General features: G+C 41.6%; 14 protein-coding genes. 1 reads left to right on the forward strand and 13 read right to left on the reverse strand.

Features of this window, described 5'->3' with window-relative positions:
- Positions 1-40 precede the first annotated feature (40 nt).
- The 7 genes from PR834_RS14140 to PR834_RS14170 all read right to left on the reverse strand — a co-directional run bounded on the left by PR834_RS14140 (position 41) and on the right by PR834_RS14170 (position 5,970).
- Positions 41-334 carry a type II toxin-antitoxin system RelE/ParE family toxin gene (locus PR834_RS14140; RefSeq protein WP_272536727.1) on the reverse strand — a complete coding sequence of 98 codons (294 nt, stop codon included), beginning with the start codon at positions 332-334 and terminating at the stop codon, positions 41-43.
- A gap of 2 nt (positions 335-336) precedes the next feature.
- Positions 337-606, reverse strand: a complete 270-nt coding sequence (locus PR834_RS14145; RefSeq protein ID WP_110592491.1) for a type II toxin-antitoxin system Phd/YefM family antitoxin — start codon at positions 604-606, stop codon at positions 337-339.
- A 181-nt stretch (positions 607-787) separates the two neighbouring features.
- On the reverse strand, positions 788-1,243 hold the full coding sequence (locus PR834_RS14150) for a DoxX family protein (protein ID WP_004260983.1): 456 nt from the start codon (positions 1,241-1,243) through the stop codon (positions 788-790).
- Between the two features lie 173 nt (positions 1,244-1,416).
- A complete protein-coding gene (locus PR834_RS14155) occupies positions 1,417-1,983 on the reverse strand; it encodes a molecular chaperone TorD family protein (protein ID WP_094961423.1) in 567 nt (188 codons plus the stop codon).
- Between the two features lie 38 nt (positions 1,984-2,021).
- A complete protein-coding gene (locus PR834_RS14160) occupies positions 2,022-2,921 on the reverse strand; it encodes a dimethyl sulfoxide reductase anchor subunit family protein (protein ID WP_272525488.1) in 900 nt (299 codons plus the stop codon).
- Entirely contained in the window at positions 2,918-3,556 is a 639-nt protein-coding gene (locus PR834_RS14165; RefSeq protein ID WP_004261008.1) for a DMSO/selenate family reductase complex B subunit, read from the reverse strand. The genes PR834_RS14160 and PR834_RS14165 overlap by 4 nt, the downstream gene beginning before the upstream one ends.
- Positions 3,553-5,970 (reverse strand): DMSO/selenate family reductase complex A subunit, encoded by a 2,418-nt coding sequence (locus PR834_RS14170; protein WP_272525487.1) that lies wholly within the window; start codon positions 5,968-5,970, stop codon positions 3,553-3,555. The genes PR834_RS14165 and PR834_RS14170 overlap by 4 nt, the downstream gene beginning before the upstream one ends.
- Positions 5,971-6,162: 192 nt before the next feature.
- On the opposite strand from PR834_RS14170, the gene PR834_RS14175 reads away from it, so the two are divergent.
- On the forward strand, positions 6,163-6,936 hold the full coding sequence (locus tag PR834_RS14175) for an AraC family transcriptional regulator (protein ID WP_094961426.1): 774 nt from the start codon (positions 6,163-6,165) through the stop codon (positions 6,934-6,936).
- 24 nt (positions 6,937-6,960) lie between these two features.
- Here PR834_RS14175 and PR834_RS14180 read toward each other — a convergent pair whose 3' ends face one another.
- The 6 genes from PR834_RS14180 to PR834_RS14205 are packed head-to-tail and all read right to left on the reverse strand — an operon-like array spanning position 6,961 to position 12,923.
- A complete protein-coding gene (locus PR834_RS14180; RefSeq protein ID WP_272536728.1) occupies positions 6,961-8,115 on the reverse strand; it encodes an adhesin in 1,155 nt (384 codons plus the stop codon).
- Positions 8,116-8,131: 16 nt separating this feature from the next.
- Positions 8,132-8,665: a fimbrial protein gene (locus PR834_RS14185; RefSeq protein WP_262960806.1), complete on the reverse strand. Its 534-nt coding sequence runs from the start codon at positions 8,663-8,665 to the stop codon at positions 8,132-8,134.
- Complete coding sequence (locus PR834_RS14190) at positions 8,665-9,180, reverse strand: fimbrial protein (RefSeq protein ID WP_196725134.1); 516 nt, start codon at positions 9,178-9,180, stop codon at positions 8,665-8,667. The genes PR834_RS14185 and PR834_RS14190 overlap by 1 nt, the downstream gene beginning before the upstream one ends.
- Positions 9,173-9,568 carry a fimbrial protein gene (locus tag PR834_RS14195; protein ID WP_136134395.1) on the reverse strand — a complete coding sequence of 132 codons (396 nt, stop codon included), beginning with the start codon at positions 9,566-9,568 and terminating at the stop codon, positions 9,173-9,175. Before PR834_RS14195 ends, PR834_RS14190 begins: the two co-directional genes overlap by 8 nt.
- A 50-nt stretch (positions 9,569-9,618) precedes the next feature.
- Positions 9,619-10,356 (reverse strand): fimbrial biogenesis chaperone, encoded by a 738-nt coding sequence (locus tag PR834_RS14200; RefSeq protein WP_226617120.1) that lies wholly within the window; start codon positions 10,354-10,356, stop codon positions 9,619-9,621.
- A 14-nt stretch (positions 10,357-10,370) separates the two neighbouring features.
- Positions 10,371-12,923: a fimbria/pilus outer membrane usher protein gene (locus tag PR834_RS14205; RefSeq protein WP_272536729.1), complete on the reverse strand. Its 2,553-nt coding sequence runs from the start codon at positions 12,921-12,923 to the stop codon at positions 10,371-10,373.
- Between the last annotated feature and the right edge of the window lie 59 nt (positions 12,924-12,982).

Consider the following 12,982-nt stretch of genomic DNA (forward strand, 5'->3'; position numbering starts at 1 on the left):
ATTAAATAATTAACAATAAAGCTTATTACCACCCGGATTTTTATAAATGAGAGTTTGAATCCTGTGTATGATGTAATACCGCCAGCACTTCAATGCCTTCAAGCGCTTTTCGATAATAAATAATATGGCTTTCAACAGGGAAGCTAAAGACGCCCAAATACAAATCTTCACTACGATCACGACCAAGGGATGGCTGTCGGGCAAGTATGTCTGTCATTGTTACTCGTAATGAGTTGGCATAAGCTTCGGCAACATTAACTCCCCAACGACGCATAGAATAAAGCTTGATTGAGCGGATATGCTCTCTTGCTTTATGAGTAAACCTAACGCTCATCCTTAAGCCTTATTTTCAAGTTCGTCCATGGTTAGCGGGGCAAATACATCATCAATGCTATGAAATTCACCGCGTTCTGCTTGTGCAATAGACTCCGCCAAAACCGTTTTTAGGCTCTGTAATTTTAATTGCATAAGCTGGTCATATTCGTCCGGAGAGATAACAACAGCAACACGTTTACCGTGCTTGCTTATTTCAACAGGTGCACGTTGAACTTTCATCAATAAATCACCAAATTGATTTTTAGCAACTTGTGCTGAGATAGTTTCCATACATCACCTACAATATAAAGTAGCTTGAATATCCATTATAGCTAAAATGGCTTAAACTACCAATATTTCAAAAATATCGTTCATCTTGAAACGACCATTTTTTAGACAAAAAAATAGACCATCAGAACATTTTTGATGGTCTTTTTTCAAAGGCAATGTCAAACACGAAAGAAAAACGGATTTATCGCCAGTTCGGGTTTTTGATAATGGAATATTTACCCGCACCTAAAAATGCCAATGCGATACCACTCAAGAAGAAATACACAATACTTTCAATCGCCCATGCACCTGTTTTATCAAGCACGAATGTTTTATCTAGCCCAATCATCAGCCATGCAATCACCATAGTGAAGGCAACTAATAATGCAGATGGGCGAGTTAAAATCCCTAAAATAATGAAAATAGGCGCAACAACTTCACCTAAAATTGTTCCATAAGCGATAAATTCAGGTAAGCCATAAGAAGCTAGCAGCGCTTTAATACCACTCGCCCCTGTCATTAATTTACTCATACCATGAAATAACATGAGCCCACCGACGGAAAGACGCAATAACAACCTGCCAGCATCTTCATGGGACAACAAACGATTTAATAAATTGACCACTTTATACCCCCTATGGATATCCAAAAACATCATTAAGTAGTATGACTTAAAAATGCATTATGGCTTAGAAAGGTAAAGTAAGAATCATTTTAATTTGCATTTCTTATAACTAAATCAATTTTCATTTAATTAAATTTTGTTAACTTTTCACCCATTCAAATATTACGTTTAATTAACCATTAAACAGTCAAATATACTGAACAATATTATATACATGACCTTACAGTAACCAGCGCTAATTCTGTTAATGCGTTATAAAACGGGCTACATGTTGTTCGATTTAATTGCTGAGAAAACTGGGGTAACCAACTCCCCAAATGGTCATTTAGCAATTCTTTTAATGCTGCCTCCCTGACTTGTGAAGCCAAAACTGCCGCTTGAAATAACATTAAACCAACATGGTCAGAAGGCTCTGGATAACGCGTCTGAATTTTTAAACGCTCTCGTTGTAAAAACTCGCTCAGCGCCAGTGTCGAAGAGCCCTGTAATACGCCTTCAGGGTCGAGGTATACCGAGCCCCATGGCGGAGCAGGTAATGCTTCAGGCCCAATAAATAAATTTGTCCACTGAGTATGCAGCGTCGCTATTTCGATGCTTAGCGATGCCGAGATGCGTTCGCTAAGCTGAGTACTGATTTTACAAGGCCACTGAGATGCAAAGTCATTTAGCTTGAAGAAACTTATCGCATAATGGCTTGCATCATCATTTGGAGAAAATAAATAGCAAGTGCCTAAGATATTAAACGCTGCTGCGTAGTGTGAAAAATGGATCATGAAAAAGGTAATTTCCTAAGCGATAAACTGTTATTTATTTACAGATGAATAGTATAGAAACAGTAACGCAGCATAAATTCAGCAATTATGGCAGCCGCAAAACCCACCACTAAATACCCTTTGCTGCTCGAAGTCATAACCCCACTCGCAGTCTGTCGCATATGGCGAAATAATCCATATCCCAATAAAATCACCGCCAGTATTCCAACTACCCAGCTAGTGATACGCAGCGACCAAATCCTTTGGTAGGCATGAATAGAGTCGATAGGAAATGTAATCGATTCATTATGATAACTCGTGCTAACTAAGTAATTTTCATAGATCGGCTGATAAACTAAACGGATTAATAAGCTAATGCCAATAACCGCCCATAGCACCCATAACCCACACGTTGAGACTTGAGCCGCTGGCGAGCCTGCATGGAAGCGCAATAACAAATCGATTAATAAATAATACCCAGCAGCTCCTGCTGTAAGCATCGTGCCGTAGAACATCAAATAAGTATTATCATTCATCCACGTTAACATTGATGTATAACGATAAATTGAAGCCATGGCATACACATCACATAACCCAGCAATGATAGCCAAACCAAGCAGCAGAAATGACAATTCCTTTTTGAACCATAGCCACAAAAAAGTCAGCCCAAGAAAAGCAAAATAGGTCGCAGTCAAAACCACTTCACGGCTTAGCCACGATGAAAAGATATTCAACAAAGAATTAGGCGCATTCAAAGGAACCCCTAAGTGGGTGATTGAAGACAATAAACCTACCCCCGCAAATACACAGGCAACAAACACGTATTGCTGCAAAAATTGTGTATTCGTTTTATGAGGTAAAACCGCTGATAATTTTTTCGCAAAAAGCGCTAACATCACACTCAACCCAATGGATGTTTGCATTAAAAATGTGAATAACAATAATGGCCATTCATTCATTTGGCTTCTCCTTGTGAGTTTTGAGTGCGACCAGCCCCAAGATGTGGGTGGATCACTAAATTGGGATGGGTAATCGATGAGTCTGGCAACCCACGGACATCCGCCAGCTCGCCATAACGTTGTCTGAGTTCATCTATTGGGCCAAACTGAATGGCCCCTAATGGGCATGTGGCGACGCAGACGGGTTGCTCCCCTTTTAGTTGCAGGTCGATGCAAAAATCACATTTCGACATTTGTTTGGTTTCAGGGTTCATTTGCGGTGCGCCATATGGGCAAGACCAAGCGCAAGTTCCACAACCTACGCATTTGTCTGTATTGACCATCACGATGCCATCCCCTTCACGCTTGTGCATCGCCGTTGTCGGGCAGTTTTTCACACACATTGGGTCGGCGCAGTGGTTGCAGGAAATGGATAACGTATAAGCAAAGACGTTATTCACCAGTCCTCCCGTACCATTTTCAATAAACTCACCACCAGCGACTTCGTATACGCGACGATATTTGCGCCCCACATCAAGATTATTTTTGTCTTTACAGGCAACTTGACAGGCTTTACAACCTGAGCAACGTGCAGAATCAATATAAAAACCAAGCTGTTTGCTGCTTACAGCGGGATAAACGTGAAATTTACTCATGCTTTGCTTACCTCCACCAATAAGGTTTGATGGGCATTTCCATGTGCCATTGCTGTGCTACGGGCTGATGTTAAAACGTTAGCGCAACCGCCTTGGTCAACGCCATTTTCATCAGGTTGCCACCATGCTCCTGCTTGTAAAGCCACCACTCCGGGCATAATCCGCTGGGTGATTTTGACGGGCACCATAGTGATACCGCGGTCGTTATTCACTTTGACGCGCTCTCCATCCGTGATATTTCGCCGTTTGGCATCAATTGGGTTGATCCACAACTCTTGGCGCTGCACTTCTTGTAGCCACGGGTTAGCAAATTGCGTTGAATTGGCACGATTACGACCTTTCCAAGTGATTAATTGCAATGGATAGCGGGAAGCTAGTTCATCTTCTGGTCCTTCAATGGCAGGCACATAATGGGATAACGCAGGGATATCCACATCATTGCGTTCATAAAGACGCTGAGAGAAAATCTCAATTTTTCCAGATGGTGTTTCAAACGGGTTATTCTCGATATCGTTAATATTTTTTTCGAAGGCGACATGGCCCACATGCGGTTTGTGTTTTAACAAATGGCGACGCTTAACCAGTAGCTCATCAAAAGTTGGAATGCCATCTTCTGGGCGTTTTTGATGAGCGTCATTGACTAAATACTCAATCCACTGTTTTTCTGTACGCCCTTCACTGAATTTCTCGCCAACGCCGAGTTTTTCAGCGACCTCTCGCAACCACTCATAGTCACTACGCCGCTCAAATTCAGGCTCAACGACTTTTTCCGATAAAATAATGTAGTTGCCCGTTCCCCATGTTCCCCCCACATTCCAGCGTTCTAAGAAGCTGGTTTCAGGTAGTAAAATATCGGCATACTTGGCGCTGGGTGTCATGTATAAGTCACTGTAAACGATAAACTCAACTTTACTTTCATCTTCCAGAACTTTAGCAGCATGCAAAATATCGGGGTTCTGGTTAGTCATATAGTTACCCGCTAACGAAAAAATCATTTTGATTTCCGTATCGAGTTTTTCCGCGTTTTTTAAACCGTTATCTGGCGTAACTAATGCTTTATCTTCACAAGCTTGCACCCAATTGGTGATATTGATTTTCGCTTTAACTGGGTTTTCAAATAGGCTAGGGCCCGCTAACGTTTTACGTAAATCAGGGGTCACAGCCATGCCATAGCCCGCAGCCCAGCCCCCTTTTACGCCTACATTTCCGGTAATTGTGGCTAACAGAGTGGCCCCTCTGGCGGAACGTTCACCACAGATGTGACGTTGAGGCCCCCAACCTTGCATTAAGGCCGCCGGTTTTGTATTGGCATATTCGCGAGCCAGTTGACGAATGGTATCAGCGGGGACTTTGGTGATAGGTTCTGCCCATTCAGGAGTTTTCACCACACCATCTTTTTTCCCCATTAAATATGCCACTAATGACTCATTTTCAGGGATGCCGTCGGGCATCTGGTGCTCATCAAAACCAATAGTGAATTTGTCGATAAAAGATTGATCATGCAGGCCTTCGCTGATGATCACATACATCATGGCATCCATCATCGCATTATCTGTTGTCGGCAAAATGGGGATCCACTGATCCGCTAATGACGATGCGGTATCCGAGTAACGTGGGTCAACAACAATAAATTTGGTGCCATTTTTTTTCATTTTTTGGAAATAATGATTCGTATGACCAAAAATGGTTTCGTTCGGGTTATGTCCCCACAGGATCACCAATGGCGTATTTTCTAATGTATCTAGCGTGCTACCACTTGCTGACGTGCCATAGGTATAAGGCGTAACCGCCATGGTATTGCCATTGCTCACTGAGTGGTAATTTTCTAAAAAACCACCCGTGATATTAAACAGCCGACGCAACATATTGGCACCGGAGAAAATTCCCCCTGTTACCCCAGTGCTGAGGCTAACAAAGCGCGATGCAGGGCCATATTGGGCGTTGATGCGCTGCATGTTGTCTGCAATCAAGGTTGTCGCCTCTTCCCAGCTAATTCGCTCAAAGCGCCCTTCTCCACGCTTGCCCACTCTTTTCATTGGGTATTTCAGGCGATTTGGGTGATAAACGAACTTCCGGTAACTGCGGCCACGCACGCAAGCACGCATGATTGGCATCTCTTCGTCTAAATCGGCATCTGGACGGGTACTAATTCGTGTCACCACGCCTTCTTTAACGTGTGCTCGAATATCACATTTGCCACCACAGTCAAAACTACTGCAGGTGGAGACCACTCGCTCACCTTCATTTTGCAGCGTTGTGGTTGGGATGATATTCGGGTTTTCTGCTGTCGATGCAACAGTATTTGTCGCAATAAATGGGACAGCCATGAGCGCAGAGCTGCCTTGAATAAACCGACGACGGGTTAGGGGTTCAATCAGACTCTCACTACCCGCCTGATCGTAATAATTTTCCATGATAACTCTACCTCTGGCATACATTAGGTTGCCGCGATAGGGTAAACATTTCCCTGTTTACCAACTTTCGAAAACCTGCCAAACACATTGGAATTTCAGCCAACCACGGAAAACATGTGGTTATATCAATAAAAATTGCCTATATTCAGAAAATAGATAATAACTTTTGAATCTCAGCCAAGAAAAATTCCTATGCGAAATATTCCTCTGAAAACTGTCGATGCAACTCCGCGTGATGTTTTAGCTATCGGAACAGACTATTTACCAAACGTGCTGCTTGATTCTCACGTTCACCGCCGTGCCCAGTTTCTATATGGTGCGACAGGCTTGATTGAAGTGAGTACCGCAGATGGCGAGTGGGTCATACCGCCTGATAGTGGTGTTTGGATCCCCTGTAATACACCTCATGAAACGCGCATGTTGAATGTCAGTACGCGTAGCTTATACATTGAGCCCAAAGCCGCTCCACGTAGGGGAAACAAATGCGAAGTACTCAGGGTTTCCCCCTTACTTCGTCAGCTATTGCTTGAAGCAGTTGATACCCCAATTGAATATGATTTAAATGGTCGTGATGGTGTGATGTACCAATTGATTTTGTATGAAATTGCACAAGCAGAGCCCCTGCCTTTCTACGCCCCCATCCCACGAGATGAACATTTAGCCCAGTTGTGTCGGGAATTCCTAAAAGCGCCACAAATCACCTCATTACCACAGGAGTGGGCGGCAAAACTACATAAAAGTGAGCGCTCATTTAGCCGTTTTTTTGGTGCTCAAACGGGGTTATCTTTCTCTGACTGGCGGCAGCAAGCTTGCTTATTAAGTGCGATTACCCATATTTCTGCAGGTAAATCCATTACTGAGGTCGCATTTGATTTAGGCTACAGCAGCGTTGGGTCTTTTTCGACCATGTTTAAAAAATGGTTAGGGCAAAGTCCATCCAGTTTTATTCAGAGAATTAGTGGATAACACCTAACCATTCAAAAATTCAATTTAGTCAAATGTGGCAATTAACCATGCAGACCCTTGATAACTTCCTGCGTCTGCATTATTTCCTTGAATACGACTACGAATATAAATAGTGCGATTTGAATGAATTCCCACACGAATATCTGTACCTGTCGCGCCGGTTTGTTCATCCACAATGTCTAACTTACTGTAAATCGTTCTATTTGAAGCATCTTTCATTGGCAAGCGCTTTTGTGGGTCGCCATCTGTCACATAGTCTAACCGTAACCTTACCTTCGTTAAGGCAGCAAATTTGCACGTGTATCTGATACTTTCCGTCACCAAGCTATCGTAATGAATACTACTTAATTGACCGTGTCGCAAATTGACGGTACTAGCCTGCCCAGAGCTCGTTTGCGTGGAGCACATTGCTTTCACATTTAACTGAGAAGCGGCAAGACGCATTGGCACTGTTGAGTCAGATAAAGGCCAGCTATCAAAGGGTGGCACTGCTTTAGGCTCAGTAAAAGCGCGAACATAGCCCGCTAAATCCATTGCAGGAATAACCAGTTTTCCATCAATAATTTGCTCATTAATAAAAAATGTAATAGTAACTGGAAATTGACTGGTAAACTCTTGGGCAGCCCTAACAAGCCCCACATAAGCATATGAGCACATTCCTGCATCAATATTTATCCAATTCATTATTGGAGTTTCCACCGTCATCACTAAATTGTTATTGATCCGGTAGGCTGTTTTTCCATCAATCGTGACTCCCGCAGAAGCTACATACATAAACAAACGATGAAATGCCTGTGATGAATGAATTCTTGTATTGCTGCTCCCCCATCGTCTCCCAACACAATCAACCAAGCCAGACACACTCACTTGAGCACTATTACCGTCAATAACAATAGGGTTTCCTACACGATAATAATTTTTGCCATCAGAACCAACTCGTGCAACGGGTTCAATAACACTATTACTATCGATCCGAATTGAATAACCTGAATTGGAATTTTGTATTCGAGATGCATAATCTGCATGAGCATTCATTCCATACAAACTAAGAATGGCCACCAGAAAATACATTAATAAGCTAGATGGTTGTTTAAAAAACTCTCCCTTAAAAAATAAGGGAAATGGTATTTTCACCATAGAGCTAGAAACCGCCTGAAACAGGATTTGAAAATTAGACATAACCGATATTACCGCCTTAATAGTAAGTGACCGAAATCATGGCAATAGCACTAAATTTTCCAGCACGGAGTTGGCTCGCTGGTAGGGTATTGACGAGCTCAGCTTGTAAAATAATTCGCTGTAAAGTGGCATCTATTTGTTCTGGAAATATTTGTTGAATTTGATTAACTTCAAGTGGATGAGCCACACCACCAGTTATATTATTGATATTAATGCCAAGGCCATCAGTACTAGTGGATAAAATACTTTTTCCTTGATAAACCATAGTGTTACTATTTTTGGGGTTAATCATAATACCGAGTGATTTATTCCAATTACAGCCAGTTAAATACAATGGAAATGTATGGGATTGGGAAATATCATCAGAGTTATGCGGTATATTAATCACCCCAAAATTGATTTTTAACGGTGAACTGTTATCTTCGCTACGCAGGTGGCAGGCTGGGTCGACTAACGTCGCGCTCACATCGATTAAAACATCCGACTTAGACATAAATGGGAGGAATAAAAAACACAAAACAAATTTAGATAACCAATTGATTGTATTCATTACTCATACTCCAATGAAAAAGTCGCTGAGCTTGAGAAAACCCCTTTTTTTGCTTCATTCAACGGATTTTTACGCACAAATACACCAAATTCCAATTGCTGACTTCCATCTGTAACCGTAACAGGTGTTACCTCAATCGATTTATCCCAAGTAACAAGTGCGCCTTGCTTATCAACTACACCAAGCAGTACACCACTACTTCCATCCGTTCCAAGGTAATTCCCTCCCTCTACAGTGACTTGTTTTGGGCTTTTCCAGGTAATCTTAATCATCTTATTAAGGTCGGCTTGGCTGCATTTTTCAATCGTGATAAAAAATGGTGTGATATCACTAGGAATATTGTCATTAATCGACTTCAAACGTATATTTTCAATTTTTACCCGCTTATTGATGGAATCAGCCGCTAACTGACAGGTTTTATTGACTAAAATACCACTAAATTCCACATCTAGGCTTTCCTTACTCCAACCAAAAATAGGAACCACAAGGCTTAAAAGTAAAATGGCCTTACTCATAAACCACCTCCAACCGTAATAAATTCGATTTATGCATTGAAACAGGTGGGTGAATAAAATTATTACCGTTTAATAAATTCATTTTCTCTATGGCCGTAACATTTCCATTCTGCACATCATAGAAGCGTATTTGTGCGGGCGTTGTTTGCGTTTTATCCGCAGAAAATGCACCGCCTGCGCCACATTGAGTCAACATCACCGCTGAGGTTGATATTTTTAAGTGGCAAGGCGAATTGAATAATCGAGCGCTCACTTCTAACCATCCACTATTTAAATCTTCATAATGTGATTCATTCACCGCAGTATGATTTAAAAGTCCGTTCGCTGAAGCCATCACTCCTATCATGCCACTGATGAAAAATAGACCAATAAGCATATGCTTTATCAATGCATTACTCCTTCTATTATTGATGCTAGGCGTATATCCCCCTCAGCTAACTAATGTTCATCCACCACTGTGCAAACGTCTTGTTGGCAATGAAAAGCCAAAGTCGGTTTTCCGCCATAATCATTGATATAGGTTAAATGAGGTCTTGTTAGTGGCTGGGAAATAAACTCTTGAGTCGATTTAGGCGGCACCATCACCACTTCAAATTGGCTTTGTTCCGACTGTTTTTGGTTATTACCCAAGCCAATAACCGTCAAATTGAAAGGCGTTGAATTATTGAGCTGATACCCTTTATTCGTTTTCATTAATGTGACCTTATGTGCCCAGTTTGTTTCTGACTTGGCTAAAATGGACGGAGGTCGATAAAAAAGCTTCACTCGCGATTGCAAAGCAATTTGTAAGGTATTCGCATCATGAGATTTAGGCGGGACTTCTCGCAAATTAAAATAAAATACGGATTCCCTATCTTGCGGTAACTGACTAAATAAAGGCGTCAGACTCAAGCGAACTAAGCTTTGGCTATTCGGCTCTACGCGTTGTAGTGGCGGCGTAGCCAATAACGCTCCTTTTGTTAGCTTCTTACCTTGTTGGTCTTCAATCCAACTTTGTGCGAGATACGCCTCTTCTGGGTTATCATTAGTTATCTTGATATTAATCGATTTCACATCCCCAGGAAAAATAATCCGAGTTCGATCCAGGGTCACTGCTGCGTAGGTATTAAATGATAATATAGGTATGACAAGCAGTACTCTCACAATCCATTGATAACAAATATCTAACTTCCACATAATTAGCCTCACAATCATTTACTTGATGATGAATAAACTGAACGGACCGCTTTGGCTGAAGAACATGGCAGCAACAACAAATCCGTAAGCTCATTTAATTTTTCAGGTAGAGATAACTCGCACTGTGGCTGGTTATTCCAATACAACGACAACTTTTCTTGAGGTGATACCCCCACTAGCCACGTCACACCGCCTTCACCCACTAGCCCTACTTCTTGGTTATTTTTATTACGTACACTGGCGCCAAAAGGTGGGTGCTTTCCATCTGACAAAGCAAAAACAACAAATAATTTATGCCCCTTCATCACCGATAAGCTGCGATAGCCTATGGCACCTTTGGTTAACGTAATATCTGTCGAGGGATCGAGGCTTTCGATATCATCGGGTAACTGGCTGGTATTAATTGAAGCTGTTGATTTTCGATAACTATTCACATTGGGAATAACAGCCAACCCAAATGCATTGGTTTTAATCACCCCATTATCGAGAGGAATACCGCTCACGTCGGGGGTTTCAACCATAAGTCGTGTATCACCGTGCGCTGATCGGTGCAATGCCGCCCCTTTCGAGGTTAATGTAAGCCCGCCATTGATTGACCCGCCAATGCTGTGGTATTGATCAGGCACATAGCTCGCATTTATAGATGTACTTGCTTGAGAGATATCTCGTGAATAAAAGCCACTCAAACTCACTTGATTATCAATATGTTGGCCGTGGTTATAACCAACATTGATATTGTAATTATCTTGTTCCCCATAACCGCTATAGCCAACCTGATGATTAAATTGATTATTACCCGCTGACCGTGAGTAGAGTTCAGAAAATGTGATTCTATGCCCGCGGAATAACGGTACCGTGAGATATAGGTTAATTGCATCATCTTCATTGCCATTGTCTCGTTCAGTACGAGTTGCTGATAATGATAAATTTGCGGCATTCTGGGACAGAAGAGGAAAATTTAAAGGCGCATTAATGTATAAACCGTATTGCGTTTGTGAGTCGTGCTGCCAATAAGTACTATATTGATAATTAAGAGAAATATTAAAATCATCAAAATATTTATTTAAATATAATTGATAATTTTCTTTTGCTGCCTGAGTACCATAACCTATTCTCTCTTCATCCATAAATTGCGTTAGTGTTCGGTATTCTTTGTCGGCAAAACGGTAGCCTGCAAAGGTAATATCTGTGCGTAGCTCATCGAAAGATTTTGCGTAATTAACGCGATAAGAGCGGCCTTGGCGTCTTTTATCTGAAAAATCGGCAAAAGATTGTGTGATATCAAAAGAAACCGCGCCTATTGAAAAAAGATCCCGTCCGATCCCTAATGCTGCACTTTGGTAATAACCATTAAGTTGAGTTCCTCCATATAATGACCATGCATTTGAAACACCATATGATAATTCACCACTTACAACAGGCTCACCTGTCAAATGCCGATTGTCATAACGCGTCTTTCCCATTGCGACTTTATAAATAACGCGTCCGGGACGTGTTAAATAAGGTAACGAAGCTGTACTAAGACTAAACTTGCTCTCCTCCCCATTTTCTTCACGCACAGTCACATCTAATACACCACGGATCCCACTATCAAGTGTTTGAATACGAAATGGCCCAGGAGGCACTGCCGTTTCAGAAATAATGCGTTCTTGGCTGCGAACAATTACAATCGCATTAGTATTTGCAACACCAATAATTTCAGGTGCATACCCCACTAATTTAGGCGGTAGCATGCGGTCATCACTTTCTAAAGAAAAACCAGTATATTGCCAAGATTCAAAGATATCCGAATAAAAATAATTTTCTCCCAACGTAAAGATTGAGGCACTATCTTTCAATGAAGTAAATGCATAAAGACGAGTAAAATCAAAGTTATGTTTTTCTTGAGGATAATCCCCCCGTTGCTTCTGATAAGATGTACTGTAATCACCACGTAGGCGCCAAGCCCCCCAATTTACCCCTGTGATTCCATTACTTGATAAATAGATTTGCCGATTACTATTCGTTTCCTTGGTTGCAGAAATATTCGCATTGTAATCAATAAATGCGCCACCTATTCCTTCTTCCCATAAATTAGCAGGAACCCAGTAAGGGTCGCGATATTCCATCCATATTTGCGGAACAGTCATTTTCAGCGATAAGGTGCTGAGCTCTATAGCTGTTTGAACGCCTGATAGCGCAGAAAAATCGAGGCATTTTCCACTATGAGAAAGTGTCACTTTCTCCATCGCAGAACGCTTTAACCCAATTAACTCAAGGATATCAGGAGGAATACAAATAGTTTGTGTCGCTTGGGTTGATTCGCCTGCAATAGGCTTATTTTCATAAACGGAGATATTGCGGGGTGCCCCTAAACGTTGCCCATTAACAAAGAGAGTAAAAACATAATCCCCCGGTAGCGTATACCCTGCTACCGAAAACTGGCTCATATCAATATTTTGCATATCATCTGCATCTAAAACATCTGTATTAAATTCAGTTGCAAATGCTTTCCATCCTATAAAACTCGGTAACAGAAAAGCAATGAGCCAAGCTAGCTTCAATTTTTCGTTAGTTTTGAACACCATGCTCTATACCATCCTAGCTATACCAGATTAAATGCAATAAGAGTTCATCTTCAAAATGA

The sequence above is a fragment of the Providencia sp. PROV182 genome (assembly GCF_028480325.1).
Lineage (GTDB): Bacteria > Pseudomonadota > Gammaproteobacteria > Enterobacterales > Enterobacteriaceae > Providencia > Providencia hangzhouensis.